We start from the raw sequence: 15,645 nt of genomic DNA on the forward strand, positions 1-15,645 counted from the left end.
TTGATCAGCAAGTTTCATACCAACTGCCGGGCAGGGCCCGGCGCGCCCTGCCAACGTCGCCTTCAAGGACGGCAACGTGACGGGTTCGCTTCGGAAAGGCCGTGCCCGATCGCTCGCCCATGGGGCAGGCTGCATGCCGGCTGCACCCGTTCGGATCATTCGGCACCGACCGGCAGCTTGCCCTCCAGATAGCGCCTCACCAATCGAACCGAGTGGTCTGCCCAGTCCGGACCGAGATCCGCGGCCTGCCGGGTCTGAGCATGGGACCCCGCCCAAGCGAGCAGCTGGATGCGTCGCTGGGCGATCATCGTCGGCACGATAGCGAGGTCGGCCTGCTCGAGCGGTTCGACCTCGCGATATCCCGCGAGCCACTCCTCGACCCACCGGCCCGCACGCGGATGATGCTCCTCGAAACTCAGCGCCGCCGCGAGATCGTGCAGATACCAGCCGAAACCGCAGTCGTCGAAATCGATGATACGGGTGGCGTTGCCCTCGATGAGCAGGTTGGTCAGGCGCAGATCGGCATGAATCAGTCCATAGCGCCGGGGCGATCGGCCGTAGGCTTCCAGTTCGGCGCCGATACGCTCGATCGCCGCCGCGATCACCGGGTGATCGTCAGCCTTCAGGTTGGGCGCATCCTGCCAGCGTCCCCAGTGGCCGCGCTCGCCGACCATGGTCTGGTGATTCCAGACGATGCGCTGGAATCCCGGCGGCCGCTTCCAGTGGCGGCTGTGGCGATGCAGGTGGGCCGTGATCCCGCCGAGGCGGCGAAACGCCTGGGGATCGACGGCATTGGTGGGCATGTCTCCGGCGATCCAGCCGAACAGCACCGCATGGCGCTGGCCCTCTTCGTCACCGCTCTCCTTCTCCAGGGACAGCGTCAGCACCGTCTCGCCATCGCGGGTCGCGACCGGCTCCGGCACTTGGTAGCCGGCGTCACGCAGCGCGGCCAGCCAGGCCAGCTCGCTGACGATATCCTCGCGCCGATGATAACCGCCCCGGTGCAGGCGCATCGCATAACGCCGCCCCGCCGGCCCCTGCATCACGAAGGTGGCGTTCTCGGAGCGGCACAGCAGCCGCACCTCGCCGCGCACGTCGTCGGGATAGCGCTGGCTGGCCGCCACGGCCAGGCGCATCAGGGTGTCGTCGTCGAGGGAATCGGCCTGGGGCACGGTCGAGAGCGAAACCAAGTCAGCCATGGGAGATCTCCTGTCAGTCATCCGCCTGCGAGCGAGGCGTTGTCGATGCCCACAGCATGAGAGGCTCGGACGGATACGGCTTGACCCTGGATGGCGAACCTTTGACCCAGGAGAACAGTTAGCCACCAGACGGGCCCGGCTTGACCGTAAGACGCGGCCAGCGATGCTCCGCGGTCAAGTCCTGATCGAGCCAGCCGAGGCATCATGCGAGTCATCGAGCCAGTGCGACGCTCAAGACATCACTGCCCAGGAGAGACCGATGCTCAAGACCAACGCCTTCGACGCCAGCGCCGGCGATATCGTCGCCGCGGAGAAACTGGAGATGATCGAGCGCCGCCGGCGCCTGCTTGGCCCGGCCTACCAGCTGTTCTACAAGGACCCGCTGCATCTGGTCCGCGGCGAAGGGGTGTGGGTTTTCGACGCCGACGGTCGGCGCTATCTCGACGTCTACAACAACGTGCCCTCGGTGGGACACTGCCATCCGCACGTGCTGGCGGCACTGACCCACCAGGCGGGGCTGCTCAACACCCACACTCGCTACCTGCACGACAATGTGCTGGATTTCGCCGAGAAGCTGGTCGGTACCATGCCGGACGAACTCAGCCAGGTGATGTTCACCTGTACCGGTAGCGAGGCCAACGATCTGGCCCTGCGTATCGCCGAGGACTATACCGGCGGCACCGGCGTGATCGTCACCGAGTACAGCTATCACGGCATGACCAAGTCGATCGCCGCCCTCTCGGCGTCGATGGGCCCTTACGTCAAGCTCGATCGCGACGCCCGCGCCATCCCGGCACCGATCCACGACCCCGCCCACCCGGCAGCGGTCGGCAAGCGCTTCGCCGCCGATGTCAGGGCGGCGATCGCCGACATGCAGCGCCACGGCATCAAGCCCGCTGCCCTGCTCATCGATACTTTCTTCACCAGCGATGGCGGCTTCTTCGACCCGCCGGGCTTCCTGCAGGAGGCGGTCGAGGCGATCCGCGACGCCGACGGACTCTACATCGCCGACGAGGTACAGCCCGGCTACGGCCGCAGCGGCGAGCACATGTGGGGCTTCCAGCGCCACGGCCTGGTGCCGGATCTGGTGACACTGGGCAAACCGATGGGCAACGGCCACCCGATGGCCGCGACCGTGGTCAAGCCGCATATCCTCGAGCGCTTCGGCGGCGAATCGAGCTACTTCAACACCTTTGGCGGCAACACCGTCTCCGCCGCGGTTGGCCTGGCGGTTCTGGAAGTGATCGAGCAGGAGAACCTGCTGCCGTCGATCCGACAGGCCGGCAAGGCCATCGTCGACGGGATCGCCGCGCTCGCGATGCGCTATCCCGTTCTTGCCAACGTGCGTGGCGTGGGCCTCTACGCGAGCGTCGAGATCGTCGATGCCGAGGGCCAGCCGGATGCCGCGATGGCGCTCTCGATCGTCAACGGCCTGCGTGACGAGGGCGTGCTGATCGGCGCCATCGGGCCGCACTCGAACATCCTGAAGATTCGCCCGCCGCTAGTATTCAAGACAGAACACAGCCGGATGCTGGTGACAGGACTGGAGACGGTACTCTCGCGCCTGTGAAAGGGCCGGCTCCCCATCAAAAGTGCTTTATCAGCCACTCATGACGGAGAACGACATGTCATTGCCGACAACAACAAATATGCTGAAGCCGACACTGGGCCCGATACAACTATGGGGGATCGCCGTCGGGCTGGTGATTTCAGGCGAGTACTTCGGCTGGAGCTATGGCTGGGGCGTCGCCGGCACCCTGGGCTTTTTGGTGACAACGCTCATGATCGCCACCATGTATAGCTGCTTCATCTTCAGCTACACCGAGCTGACCACCGCCATTCCCCACGCCGGCGGCCCCTTTGCGTTCAGCCGCCGCGCCTTCGGGGAGTTCGGCGGCATGATCGCCGGGATGGCCACGCTGATCGAATTCGTGTTCGCCCCGCCGGCCATCGCGCTCGCCATCGGCGCCTATCTCAATGTCCAGTATCCGGCGCTGGACCCGCAACTGGCGGCCATCGGCGCCTACGTCATCTTCATGACGCTCAATATCCTGGGCGTGAAGCTGGCGGCGATGTTCGAGCTGCTGGTCACCTCGCTGGCGGTGATCGAACTGCTCGTGTTCATGGGGGTGGTCGCGCCGGGGTTCAGTCTGGCGAACTTCGTCGCCAATGGCTGGGCGGGAAGCGACGCGTTCAGCGCGACGGCCATCTCCGGCATCTTCGCCGCGATCCCGTTCGCGATCTGGTTCTTCCTCGCCATCGAGGGCGCGGCGATGGCCGCCGAAGAGACCCGTGACCCTCGCCGCACCATTCCCAAGGCCTACGTCAGCGGCATCATCACCCTGGTGATACTCGCCTTCGGCGTGATGGTGATGGCCGGAGGCGTCGGCGACTGGCGCACGCTTTCCGACATCAACGACCCGCTGCCGCAGGCGATGAAGATGGTGGTGGGCGAGGACTCCCGCTGGATGCACATGCTGGTCTGGATCGGCCTGTTCGGCCTCATCGCCAGCTTCCACGGCATCATCCTCGGCTATTCGCGCCAGTTCTTCGCCCTGGCCCGCGCCGGCTACCTGCCGCGCGGCCTGACCAGGCTCTCCCGCTTCCGGACGCCCCACCGGGCGATTCTCGCCGGCGGTGTCATCGGCGTCGCCGCGATTCTCAGCGACGGGCGCTTCGACCTGCAGGGCATGAGTCTGACCGCCGCGATGATCACCATGGCGGTGTTCGGGGCCATCGTGATGTATGTCATGAGCATGCTAAGCCTGTTCCGGCTGCGCCGCATCGAGCCGGAACTCGAGCGCTGGTATCGCGCGCCCGGCTACCCGGTCGTGCCGCTCGTCGCGCTAATCATGGCGCTGGTCTGTCTCGTCGCCATGCTCTGGTTCAACCCGACGATCGCGCTGCTCTTCGTCGGCCTGATGCTGCTGGGCGGGCTCTATTTCGCGCTGACCAGGACACAGCGCCGGGAAGCGGAAGACGCCCTCGATCCGATATCCTGAACGACGCGGGATCCCCATCGCGACGCCGGCGAGGCGCTCCGGGGCGCTCCGGGGCGCCTGGCTGGCATCTGTCGTTCTGCGCTTCACGCGTCGAAGAACACTCTCAGGACGTGATCCATGTGCACTTCCATCGCCTTTCTGGCCGCGTCGGGGTCCCGACTCTCGATAGCCGCCAGGATGCGTTGATGGTCGTTCTGTGACTGGCGCGGCATGTCGGTTTCCATGAACAACTCCTGAAGACGACGAAACATCTTGCCGTACTGGTGGCCGAGCAGATGCTTGATGGTCATGGCATAGGCGGCATTGCCCGACGCCTCGGCAATCCGAATGTGCAGCAGTCGATCGCCGGCCTGATTGCGGCCCCCTTGGCGGTTGTCCTCGACGTTGCGCGCGTAGGCAGCGCGCATCGCGGCGAGATCCTCATCGCTCGCGTTGATTGCGGCCAGCGCCGCCGTCTCGGGTTCCAGGTAGCGCCTTGCCTGGAGCAACGAAAACGGCGGAATCTCCTGGTCCAGGTCGAGTTCGATCTCGCTGGCGAACTCGGGGTCCAGCGCCCATCCTTCCTGACGCCGCGCCGCACTCATGACCGAGCTTCCCACCTCTTCGTCTCGTTCCAGTACCAGCACGCCGTGGCCGACCCGGACCTCGACCTGACCGACCACCTCCAACGCGATCAAGGCTTCTCGCACTGAGGCTCGGCTCACCCCCAACTGCTGCGCCAAATCCCGTTCCGGCGGAAGCAGGCTGCCGGGGGGGAATTCTCCCTGCTGGATGAGCACCAGCAGTTGATCCGCGATCTGGCGATAGAGCCGCTGCGCGCGAATGGTCTGGATCGGCATCCATCGATCTCCGGTTTCAGGTACATGACGTATTAGACATTGGTCGCAAATTCAAACGTTTTCACCGGCCTGGCCGCGGCTATTAGACGTTTGGCGATTTGCGGGCCGTTTCCACAAAGGATAATACTCGGACCAAAGGTCAGGCCTTTAGACATTAGAACCAACCCTGCCTTGAGAAGCAAAAAACCAGAATCACAATCGCCTTCAGGAGCCACCGGTCATGCGACTCGTCAATAAAACTGCCTTGATTACCGCCGCCGGTCAGGGCATTGGCCGCGCCACCGTCGAGCGCTTTCTGGCCGAAGGCGCCCGCGTGATTGCCACCGACATCGACGCGACCAAACTGGAAGGACTGGACGGTGCCGAATGCCATCCGCTCGACGTCACCGATAGGCAAGCCGTGCAAACGCTGATCGAGTCGTTGCCGCCGCTGGACGTGCTGTTCAACTGCGCGGGAACGGTGCCTAGCGGCTCGATTCTCGAATGCGACGATGCCCAGTGGTCGTTCGCCCTGCGACTCAACGTCGACTCGATGTTCTACACCATTCGCGCCGCGCTGCCAGCGATGCTCGAGAACGGCGGCGGCAGCATCATCAACATGTCCTCGCTCGCCTCCAGTGCCAAGGGCGTGGTCAATCGCTTCGCCTACGGCACCACCAAGGCGGCCGTGGTCGGACTGACCAAATCCGTCGCCGCCGACTACATGACTCGCGGCATTCGCTGCAACGCGATCTGCCCGGGCACGGTCGACTCCCCTTCGCTGCGCGAGCGCGTCGCCGAGCAGGCTCGCCAGCAGGGCCGCACGACCGACGAGGTCTTCGCCGAATTCATCGCCCGCCAACCCATGGGCCGCCTGGGCAAGGTCGAAGAGATCGCCGCGCTGGCGACGCATCTGGCCAGCGACGAAGCCTCGTTCATAACCGGCACGGTGCAGATGATCGATGGCGGCTGGTCCAATTGATCGCCCTACCGGGTTCTCGTAGCTCGAAACTGGACTCACTTTGCTAATAGATACAGAAAAGGAAATCGCATGAAATTGCTACGCCACGGCCCCAAGGGCCAGGAAAAGCCCGGCATCGTCGATGCCAATGGGGTCGTTCGTGATCTCTCCGGCCAGATCGATGACATTGCCGGCGAGACGCTATCCGATGCCGGCCTCGCCGCGCTGGCGAAGATCGATATCGCCAGCCTGCCGCAAGTCCCGGCCGATACGCGGCTTGGCCCCTGCGTCGGCCGCGTCGGCAAGTTCATCTGCATCGGGCTCAATTATTCCGATCATGCCGCCGAAACCGGTGCCGAAGTGCCCGCCGAGCCGGTGATCTTCAACAAGTGGACCAGTGCCATCTGTGGCCCCAACGACGATGTGGAGATTCCCCGCGGTTCCAAGAAGACCGACTGGGAGGTGGAACTGGGTGTGATCATCGGCAAGGGCGGCCGCTACATCGACGAAGCCGATGCCATGAGTCACGTCGCCGGCTTCTGCGTGGTCAACGACGTCTCCGAGCGCGAGTACCAGCTCGAGCGCTCCGGCACCTGGGACAAGGGCAAGGGCTGCGACACCTTCGGTCCGCTCGGCCCGTGGCTGGTCACTCGCGACGAAATCGCCGACCCTCAGAACCTGGACATGTGGCTCGAGGTCGATGGCAAGCGCTATCAGGACGGCTCGACCCGGACCATGGTTTTTCAGGTCCCTCACCTGGTCGCTTATCTCAGCCAGTTCATGAGCCTGCGGCCGGGCGACGTGATCTCCACCGGCACACCGCCGGGCGTCGGCATGGGTCAAAACCCGAAAGTCTTCCTCAAGCCGGGCCAGGTCATGCGTCTGGGGATCGACGGTCTTGGGGAACAGCAGCAGCGCTGTATCGAGAGCTGACGGACAGCACACCACCCGCTGCCGACCGTGTCGGACGGGGGTGGTGCGACAGGATTGGCCTGACCATTGGGCCTGTAGATCCACTTTCGATATCGCCATTCACTGGAGCGTATACATGCAAGTCGTCGTCTGTTCGAAACCGAACGAGATGTCCGTCACTGAGCGCCAGGCGCCCGATTGCGCGCCTGGCGAGGCGCTGGTTGCGATTCGTCGCATCGGTATCTGCGGGACCGACATCCACGCCTTCGGTGGCAATCAGCCCTACTTCGTCTATCCCCGCGTGCTCGGCCATGAGCTCAGTGGCGAGGTGGTCGCCGCAGCCGACGATGTCGAAGCCACTCTCGTCGGCCAGGCGGTCTACGTCATTCCCTACCTGCACTGCGGCGAGTGTCGGGCGTGCCGTCAGGGTCGTACCAACTGCTGCCAGAAGCTCGAGGTGATCGGCGTACACCGCGATGGCGGGATGGCGGAGCTGCTCAACGTGCCGGCTTCGCATCTCGTGCCGGTGCCCGATCTCTCGGCGGAAGCGCTGGCGCTGGTCGAGTGTCAGGCCATCGGCGCGCACGCTGTCCGGCGCGGCCAGGTCGAGAGAGACGAGCTGGTCGTCGTGGTCGGTGCCGGGCCGATCGGTATCGGTGTGCTGCAGGTGGCCAGGAGCCGCGGCGCGCGGGTGGCCATGGTCGATACCAATCGCGACCGGCTGGCGCTTTGCCGCGACGAACTCGGCGCAGAAGCTGTCTGGCACGCCATCGACGACGACATCATCGCCGAGATCGAAGCGATCAACGACGGTGCGCTGGCCGATGTGGTGTTCGATGCCACCGGCAACCCCCAGGCGATGAATCGCGGCTTCGACTTCGCCGGGCATGGCGGGCGCTACGTGTTGGTGAGCGTGGTCAAGGCCGACATCACCTTCAGCGATCCGGATTTCCACAAGAAGGAACTGACGCTGATGGGCAGCCGCAACGCCACGCGGGAAGATTTCGAGACCGTCACCCGGCTGATGGCCAGTGGCGACATCCTGACCGAGCCGCTGATTACCCACCGGGGCCGGCTCGAGGAGCTACCGACGTTGATGCCCCAGTGGTGCGCGCCCGGCAGTGGCGTGATCAAGGCGATGGTCACGCTGGATGGCGAATCCGGGGAGGTCGAATCATGAGTGATACACGCCTCGAGACCATCGGTACCGACAGCCCGGCTCGCATCACGCTGCGAATCCATCCGCGCGACAATGTGGCGGTGGCATTGACCGACCTGCCGGCCGGCCGCCGAGTCGCGATCGACGACCGCGATATCGCCCTTGCCGACAATGTTCGCCACAAGCACAAGTTCACGCTCGAGGCGCTGTCGCCCGGCGATATCGTCAACATGTACGGCGTCACCGTGGGCAAGGCGACGCAAGCCATTCCCGCGGGCGGCGTCATTACCGTGGACAATGTCGCCCATGCCACGGAGAGCGATGACGTCCAGCCCGGCAGCAAACCGTGGACGCCGCCGGATGTGACGCGCTTCCGGGGTACGACCTTCGACGGCTTCCATCGTCCGGATGGCAGCGTTGGTACCGCCAATCTCTGGCTGGTGATTCCGCTGGTGTTCTGCGAGAACCGCAATATCGAGGTGCTGCGTCAGTGCGTCGCCGATGCGCTGGGCGACGACCCCTATCGCGACTACAAGCGCATGGCCCGGCAGATGCTGGCCGGCGTCGGGGATACTGACCAGCGCGACGCGAGCGATCCGCTCGCCGCCGCCGCGCCAACACGCTTCCCCAATGTCGACGGCGTGCGCTTTCTGACCCATACCCTGGGCTGCGGCGGCACCGACGACGATGCCGAGGCACTGTGCCAGCTGCTCGCCGGCTACATCTGCCACCCCAACGTGGCCGGCGCGACGGTGCTGAGCCTCGGTTGCCAGAAGGCGCAGATCCAGATGCTCAAGGCGGCGGTGGCCGCGCGCGACCCGCAGCAGCGGCGCACGGTGGACTACTTCGACCAGCAGTCTTCACCCAGCGAGGAGGCCCTGATCCGCAATGCGCTGCAGTCGATCTTCGACGGCCTGGCGGCCGCCGATCGCATTCAGCGCCAGCCGGCGCCGCTGGCCAAGCTCACCCTCGGCGTCGAGTGCGGCGGCTCCGACGGTTTCTCCGGCATCTCCGCCAATCCGCTGGTGGGCGGCGTGGTCGATCGCCTGGTCGCCCTCGGCGGCAGCGGCATTCTCGCCGAGTTCCCGGAGCTGTGCGGGGTCGAGCACGAGCTGGTCGCCCGCTGCACCGACGCGGACGTCGCCGGACGCTTCCGCGATCTGATGCAGGCCTATCAGCGCCACGCCGCCGCGGTGGGGGCCGATTTCTCCATGAACCCTTCGCCGGGCAATATCCGCGACGGCCTGATCACCGACGCGATGAAATCCGCCGGCGCGGCCAAGAAAGGCGGCGATGGCCCGGTGGTCGACGTGCTCGACTACACCGAGCCTCATCGTCGCCCCGGCCTGAGCCTGCTCTGCACCCCGGGCAACGATGTGGAATCGACCACCGCCCTGGCCGGATCCGGCGCCAACCTGATCGTGTTCACCACCGGGCTCGGCACGCCCACCGGCAACCCGGTGACGCCGGTGCTCAAGATCGCCAGCAACAGCGAACTGGCCACGCGCATGCGCGACATCATCGATTTCGATGCCGGTCCCATCGTGCGCGGCGAGCGCAGCATCGACGAGCTGGCCGAGGAACTGCTGGCGCTGTGCATCGAGGTCGCCTCAGGACGTCATCGGTCACACGCCCAGCGCCTCTCCCAGCACGACTTCATTCCGTGGAAGCGCGGGGTGTCGTTATGAGTTTCTCGAAGCCCACGAACGACTTCCGCGATGCCGGGATCGTCCAGTTCGGCACCGGACGTTTTCTGCTCGCCCATGTCGACGCGCTGGTGTCCGAATCGCTGGCAAATGGCGACAGCGACGAGCGCATTCTGGTGGTCCAGAGTTCGACTCGCGAAGAGGGCAAGCGCAAGGCGCGGCTGCTGGCCGAGCAGCGCCGCTACCCCGTGCGGATTTGCGGCCGGCGCGACGGCCAGACGATCGATCGCGAGCAGACCGTCGACAGCATCGCCGGCTGCCTGATCGCCGCCGAACAGTGGGAGGCACTCAAGCGCCACGTGGTCGAGCACGCCCGCATCATCGTTTCCAATACCGCCGACAACGGCTACGAGATTGGCGACGACTCGAGTCTCGCGGCGGTGCCGGCGAGCTTTCCCGGCAAATTGACGCAACTGCTGCGCGCGCGCTTCGAGGCCGGCAACGAGGGTCTGACGATCCTGCCCTGCGAGCTGATCGAGCAGAACGCCCGACAGCTTAAATCGCTGGTGACCACGATGGCCCGTCGCGACGGTGAGGCGATGGCCGATAACGCGGGGTTTCTCGATTGGCTGGCCAACCGCTGCGTCTGGGCCGACACGCTGGTCGACCGCATCGTCTCGGCCCCGATCGAGCCACTCGGTGCCATCGCCGAACCCTATGCGCTGTGGGCGATTGCCCGCCAGCCGGGCATGGCGATCCCCTGCGTCCACCCGGATGTCGAGATCGTCGATGACCTGGGCCCGCAGGCGATGTGCAAATTGCACATTCTCAACCTGGCCCACACCTATCTGGTCGATCGATGGCAGTGCGAGGGCCAGCCGGTCGAGTTCGTGCGTGAGGCGATGGAGACCGCCGCGCTGATCGATCCGCTACGTACGGTACTCGAGGAAGAAGTCCTGCCGACACTGTCCGCCGAGCTGCCGATGGCCCGATTGCAGAACTATCTGGGGGTGACGCTGGAGCGCTTCGCCAACCCTTTTCTCGATCATCGCCTCAGCGATATTGCCCAGAATCACACCGCCAAGCGACAGCGACGCCTGCAACCGGTGGTGGATAAAGCACGCCTCCAGGGGCGCGCCACGCCCAGGCTCGACGAGGCGTTGAGCTGATGGCGACAACACGAAGCATCCAAGACGACAACATCCGGAGCACGCCAATGATCACCCAACGATTCTTCCGCTTGACCGCCTCGCTTACCCTGGCGGGTCTGAGCACCCTTGCGCTGACGGGCATGGCCCAGGCCGCCACCGAGATTCGCGTCGCCTATGGCAACCAGCCGGGGGAGCCGGTCGATGTCGCGGTCAAGGCGTGGGCGAAAAGCGTCGAGAAAGCCAGCGACGGCGAGCTGACGCTCAAGGCATTTCCCGCCAGCCAGCTCGGCGGCGAGACCGAGGTGATGGAGCAGGCCCGTTTCGGCTCGCCGCTGATCACCATCACTGCCTACTCCAACTTCATGAGCTCGGTGCCGGATCTGGCGGTGCTGGATGCACCCTACCTGGCCGACGATTTCGACAGCAAGCTCAAGGTCTTCGATTCCGACTGGTTCGCCGACCAGGAGACAAAGGTAGAGTCCGCCGGCTATCACATCGTGATTCCCAACAGCGTCTACGGCGTCCGCCACCTGCTCTCGCGGGAAGCGGTCTCGACGCCGGAAGATCTGGCCGGGGTCAAGATCCGGGTGCAGAACTCGCCGATGTACGTCGCCGCCATCAAGGCGATGGGTGCGGTGCCGACCCCGATGTCGTTGGGCGACGTCTATCCGGCGCTGGCCCAGGGGCTGGTGGACGGTGTCGAGAACCCGCTGCCGGTGCTGTATGGCGGCAAGTTCTATGAAGTGGTGAAGAATCTGAACCTGACCGCGCACATGCATACCGTCGCGCCGTTCGTCACCGGTGAAGCGTTCTGGCAGCAACTGAGTCCGGAAGATCAGCAGATCCTCACCGAGACCGGCCAGGAGATGGCCAAGAACCTGCGCGGGCTGGTCGAGAAAGAGACCGAGAAGTCACTGCAGCAGTTGAAGGATGCCGGCGTCCAGGTCCACGAGGTCGACACCGCCCCGTTCCGCGAACGTGCCCAGAAGGAGATCCCGGCGGAGTTCCCGCAGTGGAGCGAGGGGCTTTATCAAGAGGTCAGCGACATCATCAACGGCTGATCGAGCCTCCAACCTCGCATGACAGCGCCCCCGCTCCACGCCGAGCGGGGGCGCCATGGAGTTGACCATGCAAACGCTTTTCAAGGCGATCGACCGCGTGATGCGGCTCGATGAGGTCATTGCCAGCCTGGCACTGTTCGGGCTGTTCGTGGTGGCCATCGCCAATGTCTTCATGCGTTATCTGTTCTCGTCGCCGCTGGCCTGGAGCGAGGAGATCCTGCAACTGCTGATGGTGTGGGCGACGTTTCTCGGCGCCAGCGCGCTGGTGAGACGCAACGAGCACGTGCTGATCGGCCTGCTCAACGACAAGCTTCCCCCGTCACTGGTGCGCTGGAACATTCGTATCTTCAATGTCGGCATCGTCATGCTCTGCGCCCTGGCCATGCTGTTCTGGGGGCTGGAACTGCTGCCGTTCTCGAGCTTTCGCAGCACGCCGATGCTGAGAATTCCCTACTACTGGATTCACGTCGCCATCCCGATCAGTGCCGCCATGATGCTCTACCACAGCCTGGTACGCCTGATCACCAATGATCGGCTGGTTACCAGTGACCAAAACATGGCGTCGCCGGCAGCGATTCCCGAGGTCGCCGCCACCAAGGAGTGATATCAATGGCCGTTGGAATCGCGCTCGTCGCGCTCTTCGTTCTGTTCTGCCTGGGTACGCCGGTGGCCTTTGCGCTGTTCGCGTCCAGCCTGGCCTATTTCCTGGTCGGCGCCGACCAGCCCATGGTGACGCTGATCCAGCGCCTCGCCGGCGGGCTCGAATCGATCTCGCTGCTGGCCATCCCGTTCTTCATCATGGCCGGGGTGTTCATGAACCACTCCGGTATCACCGAGCGCCTGCTGACGCTGGCCGAGCTGCTGACCCGTCGCATGCACGGCGGACTGGCTCAGGCCAACGTGCTGTTGAGCACGTTCATGGGCGGGCTGTCCGGTTCCAACATCGCCGATGCGGCCATGAACGCCAAGCTGCTGGTGCCGAGCATGACGGCCGCCGGCTATCCCAAGGCGTTTTCGAGTGCGATCACGGCGTCATCGTCGCTGATCACCTCGACCATTCCGCCGGGCATCGCGCTGATCGTCTACGGCTACGTCAACAATGTCTCCATCGGCCGGCTGTTTCTGGCCGGCGTCGTGCCAGGGGTACTGATGGCGGTCGCCATGATGGTGCTGGTATCGATCCAGTGCCGCCGGCTGGGTTATCAGAAACCGCGGCGGGAGCGGGTGTCCCGGCACGAATGGATCAGCGTCACGCGAGCCGGGATCATCGCCCTGCTGCTGCCGGTGGTGGTGATCGGCGGCATCCGCGTCGGCGTCTTCACCCCGACCGAAGCGGGTGCCATGGCCGTGCTCTATGCCCTGATCGTCGGGCTGTTCGTATATCGCCAGATGGGCCTCGGAAGTGTTGCCCTGGCAACCCGGGAATCGCTGATGGCCTCGGTCAACGTGCTGTTCATCATCGCGGTCGCCTCGGGCTTTGCGCGCGTGTTGACCTGGGAGCAGATCCCCCAGCAGATTGCGCTGATGCTCTCGTCGGAGGTCGGCAGCGCAGTAGGATTTTTGTTGATCGCCAACGCGCTGCTGCTGATTCTCGGCATGTTTCTGGAGGGCAATGCGATCCTGATCGTGCTCTCGCCGCTGCTGGCACCCGTGGCGGCGCAGTTCGGCATCGACCCGGTGCATTTCGGCATCGTGTTCATTCTCAACGCGTCGATCGGCACGATCACGCCCCCGCTGGGAACGGTGATGTTCACCACCTGCAGCATTACCGGTGTTTCGATAGGCGCCTTCATTCGCGCTATCGTGCCCTACTGGCTGCTGCTGGTCGCCCTGCTGCTGGTCGTGACCTTCATTCCGGCGATCTCGTTGACGCTGCCCAGCTGGGTGTTTTGAGCTTGCAACACCGTTTTGGTGTGAACGCTTGCGGATACGACCATGGGCGTATGTCGACCTTTGCCGGTCGCAACCCGTGCGACGGGACAGGTAAGATGAAGTTGAACGAGCCAATGTTGACCATACGGCTCAACCGACTTCGACTGCCGAGAACCGATCTTCGTGAAGGATGCGCCGACAACCCGCTCCCCCCAGCGCCTCAGCGTCGCTGAAGCGCTGGCCAAGGAGATCTTCGCCGGGCATTACCAGCCCGGTGACTTCGTGCCCAAGGAGATCGATCTGTGCGAACAGTTCGCGCTCAACCGCTCGGCGGTGCGCAGCGATCTGCGTCGGCTGGTGGATGCCGGCATCATCGAGCGCATCTCCGGCTACGGTTCCCGTGTTCGGACCTATTCCGAATGGAACATACTCGATCCCCGGGTCACCGAGTGGATGGTGCGTTTCGCGACGCCCAACCCCGGCATTCAGCGCGAGATCCTGACCTTTCGACTCGATGTCGAACCCTATGTGGCGATGACGGCGGCCAAGCGCGCCACGGCGCGGGACCTGGTGGCGATCGAAGAGGCTTTCGAAGGCATGGGCCACGATTTCCACAATCCGGCGTCGGCCAACCGGGGACGCCTGCAAAGCGACCACGACGTCGCGTTTCATGTCGCCATCTTCAAGGCGACGCACAACATCGTCTGGACCCAGCTGTCGCACATTCTGAAACCCTCGATCCATCTACTGGTCGAGACGTCCAACGTCAGTGCCAGCGATCCCGAGCAGAGCCTGGAACGTCATCGGCTGCTGATGGAATGCATTCGGACCCGGCGCCCCCGAGACGCCTTTTTCGCCTCGGTGGCGGTCCTGCAGGGGACGGCCGACGCGCTGGGGATGGAGATGCCGGAAATCCTGCTGGGAGAGGTGCCGGCAGCCCTCGAGACCTGAGCGGCGTTGCCGTTTATCGACACGGAACGATTCGTCAAATCGAGCATCACCTCTGCGATGCCCCCCCGTTTCCACAAGAGGACAAGTGTATGGATTTCGGTATTCGCGGCCGCTGGGCCGTCGTCTGTGCTGCCAGTCAGGGCCTGGGCAAGGGTTGCGCCATCGCCCTGGCCAGGGAAGGCGTCAATCTGGTCATCAACTCTCGCCGGCAGGAAACGCTGGACGCGGTCGCACGGGAGCTACGCGCACTCGATCCGGCGATCGAAGTGCGGTCGGTTGCCGGTGATATCGGCGACCCCGCCATACGGGAAGCCGTGCTCTCCGCCTGCCCCCAGGTCGATATCCTGATCAACAACAACGGCGGGCCGCCGCCGGGCGATTTTCGCGACTGGAACCGGGATGATTGGATGGCGGCACTGGATGCCAACATGCTGGCACCCATCGCACTGATTCAGGCCTGTGTCGATGGCATGGCAGAGCGCAGCTTCGGCCGAATCGTCAATATCACCTCTTCGGCGGTGAAAGCGCCGATCGATGTGCTGGGGCTGTCCAACGGCGCCCGCAGCGGGTTGACCGGGTTCGTCGCCGGGACCGCGCGCCAATCGAGCCTGGCCAGCCGCAATGTGACCCTCAACAATCTGCTGCCCGGCGCCTTCGATACCCAGCGGCTGAGAGGCGGCATCGACAAGGCCGCCACCAACAGCGGTCGCTCCCACGAGGAGATGGCCCAAGCGCGCATGGAGGCCATTCCCGCCGGGCGCTTCGGCACTCCCGAGGAATTCGGCCAGGTCTGCGCCTTTCTCTGCAGCCAGCAGGCCGCCTACCTGACCGGGCAGAACGTACTGCTGGACGGCGGCGCCTATCCCGGTACTTTTTAATCTCCAGCACGCAATACGTTGAATCAAAAACGCCG

The 15,645-nt window shown here is 64.5% G+C and carries 14 protein-coding genes; 12 read left to right on the plus strand and 2 right to left on the minus strand.

Annotated elements, in window-relative coordinates; genetic code table 11:
* Positions 1 to 155: 155 nt before the first annotated feature.
* Positions 156 to 1,199 carry a phosphotransferase gene (locus DOM36_RS08860; RefSeq protein ID WP_110642743.1) on the minus strand — a complete coding sequence of 348 codons (1,044 nt, stop codon included), beginning with the start codon at positions 1,197 to 1,199 and terminating at the stop codon, positions 156 to 158.
* A 259-nt stretch (positions 1,200 to 1,458) separates the two neighbouring features.
* Here DOM36_RS08860 and DOM36_RS08865 point away from each other — a divergent pair, with 259 nt between their 5' ends.
* Positions 1,459 to 2,769, plus strand: coding sequence for an aminotransferase class III-fold pyridoxal phosphate-dependent enzyme (locus tag DOM36_RS08865; RefSeq protein WP_110642745.1), 1,311 nt, complete (start codon positions 1,459 to 1,461; stop codon positions 2,767 to 2,769).
* A gap of 55 nt (positions 2,770 to 2,824) precedes the next feature.
* Entirely contained in the window at positions 2,825 to 4,201 is a 1,377-nt protein-coding gene (eat, locus tag DOM36_RS08870) for an ethanolamine permease (protein WP_110642747.1), read from the plus strand.
* 83 nt (positions 4,202 to 4,284) lie between these two features.
* Here eat and DOM36_RS08875 read toward each other — a convergent pair whose 3' ends face one another.
* Positions 4,285 to 5,040 carry a FadR/GntR family transcriptional regulator gene (locus tag DOM36_RS08875; RefSeq protein WP_075570344.1) on the minus strand — a complete coding sequence of 252 codons (756 nt, stop codon included), beginning with the start codon at positions 5,038 to 5,040 and terminating at the stop codon, positions 4,285 to 4,287.
* Positions 5,041 to 5,260: 220 nt separating this feature from the next.
* Between DOM36_RS08875 and DOM36_RS08880 the strand changes: the two genes are divergently transcribed.
* From DOM36_RS08880 to DOM36_RS08925, 10 genes are all read left to right on the plus strand, one after another.
* Positions 5,261 to 6,001, plus strand: a complete 741-nt coding sequence (locus tag DOM36_RS08880) for an SDR family oxidoreductase (RefSeq protein ID WP_075570345.1) — start codon at positions 5,261 to 5,263, stop codon at positions 5,999 to 6,001.
* Between the two features lie 69 nt (positions 6,002 to 6,070).
* Positions 6,071 to 6,913, plus strand: a complete 843-nt coding sequence (locus DOM36_RS08885; RefSeq protein ID WP_110642749.1) for a fumarylacetoacetate hydrolase family protein — start codon at positions 6,071 to 6,073, stop codon at positions 6,911 to 6,913.
* Positions 6,914 to 7,028: 115 nt separating this feature from the next.
* Positions 7,029 to 8,072: a zinc-binding alcohol dehydrogenase family protein gene (locus tag DOM36_RS08890; RefSeq protein WP_075570347.1), complete on the plus strand. Its 1,044-nt coding sequence runs from the start codon at positions 7,029 to 7,031 to the stop codon at positions 8,070 to 8,072.
* Positions 8,069 to 9,739, plus strand: a complete 1,671-nt coding sequence (locus DOM36_RS08895; RefSeq protein ID WP_110642751.1) for an altronate dehydratase family protein — start codon at positions 8,069 to 8,071, stop codon at positions 9,737 to 9,739. Before DOM36_RS08890 ends, DOM36_RS08895 begins: the two co-directional genes overlap by 4 nt.
* Positions 9,736 to 10,866, plus strand: coding sequence for a mannitol dehydrogenase (locus DOM36_RS08900; RefSeq protein WP_110642753.1), 1,131 nt, complete (start codon positions 9,736 to 9,738; stop codon positions 10,864 to 10,866). The genes DOM36_RS08895 and DOM36_RS08900 overlap by 4 nt, the downstream gene beginning before the upstream one ends.
* Positions 10,867 to 10,913: 47 nt before the next feature.
* A complete protein-coding gene (locus tag DOM36_RS08905) occupies positions 10,914 to 11,909 on the plus strand; it encodes a C4-dicarboxylate TRAP transporter substrate-binding protein (RefSeq protein ID WP_075570350.1) in 996 nt (331 codons plus the stop codon).
* A gap of 67 nt (positions 11,910 to 11,976) precedes the next feature.
* Positions 11,977 to 12,513 carry a TRAP transporter small permease gene (locus DOM36_RS08910; RefSeq protein WP_075570351.1) on the plus strand — a complete coding sequence of 179 codons (537 nt, stop codon included), beginning with the start codon at positions 11,977 to 11,979 and terminating at the stop codon, positions 12,511 to 12,513.
* A 5-nt stretch (positions 12,514 to 12,518) separates the two neighbouring features.
* Complete coding sequence (locus tag DOM36_RS08915; RefSeq protein ID WP_075570352.1) at positions 12,519 to 13,802, plus strand: TRAP transporter large permease; 1,284 nt, start codon at positions 12,519 to 12,521, stop codon at positions 13,800 to 13,802.
* 162 nt (positions 13,803 to 13,964) lie between these two features.
* Positions 13,965 to 14,732 carry an FCD domain-containing protein gene (locus tag DOM36_RS08920; RefSeq protein ID WP_110642755.1) on the plus strand — a complete coding sequence of 256 codons (768 nt, stop codon included), beginning with the start codon at positions 13,965 to 13,967 and terminating at the stop codon, positions 14,730 to 14,732.
* 89 nt (positions 14,733 to 14,821) lie between these two features.
* Positions 14,822 to 15,610: an SDR family oxidoreductase gene (locus tag DOM36_RS08925; RefSeq protein WP_110642757.1), complete on the plus strand. Its 789-nt coding sequence runs from the start codon at positions 14,822 to 14,824 to the stop codon at positions 15,608 to 15,610.
* The last annotated feature ends 35 nt before the right edge of the window (positions 15,611 to 15,645 follow it).

Source organism: Salinicola sp. CPA57 (genome assembly GCF_003206035.1).
Classification (GTDB): Bacteria; Pseudomonadota; Gammaproteobacteria; order Pseudomonadales; family Halomonadaceae; genus Salinicola; species Salinicola socius.

What these genes read in the sequence shown, in the direction of transcription:
- DOM36_RS08860 (WP_110642743.1), bottom strand. Translation starts at nt 1,199, where the DNA reads ATGGCTGACTTGGTTTCGCTCTCGACCGTGCCCCAGGCCGATTCCCTC.
- DOM36_RS08865 (WP_110642745.1), top strand. Translation starts at nt 1,459, where the DNA reads ATGCTCAAGACCAACGCCTTCGACGCCAGCGCCGGCGATATCGTCGCC.
- eat (WP_110642747.1), top strand. Translation starts at nt 2,825, where the DNA reads ATGTCATTGCCGACAACAACAAATATGCTGAAGCCGACACTGGGCCCG.
- DOM36_RS08875 (WP_075570344.1), bottom strand. Translation starts at nt 5,040, where the DNA reads ATGCCGATCCAGACCATTCGCGCGCAGCGGCTCTATCGCCAGATCGCG.
- DOM36_RS08880 (WP_075570345.1), top strand. Translation starts at nt 5,261, where the DNA reads ATGCGACTCGTCAATAAAACTGCCTTGATTACCGCCGCCGGTCAGGGC.
- DOM36_RS08885 (WP_110642749.1), top strand. Translation starts at nt 6,071, where the DNA reads ATGAAATTGCTACGCCACGGCCCCAAGGGCCAGGAAAAGCCCGGCATC.
- DOM36_RS08890 (WP_075570347.1), top strand. Translation starts at nt 7,029, where the DNA reads ATGCAAGTCGTCGTCTGTTCGAAACCGAACGAGATGTCCGTCACTGAG.
- DOM36_RS08895 (WP_110642751.1), top strand. Translation starts at nt 8,069, where the DNA reads ATGAGTGATACACGCCTCGAGACCATCGGTACCGACAGCCCGGCTCGC.
- DOM36_RS08900 (WP_110642753.1), top strand. Translation starts at nt 9,736, where the DNA reads ATGAGTTTCTCGAAGCCCACGAACGACTTCCGCGATGCCGGGATCGTC.
- DOM36_RS08905 (WP_075570350.1), top strand. Translation starts at nt 10,914, where the DNA reads ATGATCACCCAACGATTCTTCCGCTTGACCGCCTCGCTTACCCTGGCG.
- DOM36_RS08910 (WP_075570351.1), top strand. Translation starts at nt 11,977, where the DNA reads ATGCAAACGCTTTTCAAGGCGATCGACCGCGTGATGCGGCTCGATGAG.
- DOM36_RS08915 (WP_075570352.1), top strand. Translation starts at nt 12,519, where the DNA reads ATGGCCGTTGGAATCGCGCTCGTCGCGCTCTTCGTTCTGTTCTGCCTG.
- DOM36_RS08925 (WP_110642757.1), top strand. Translation starts at nt 14,822, where the DNA reads ATGGATTTCGGTATTCGCGGCCGCTGGGCCGTCGTCTGTGCTGCCAGT.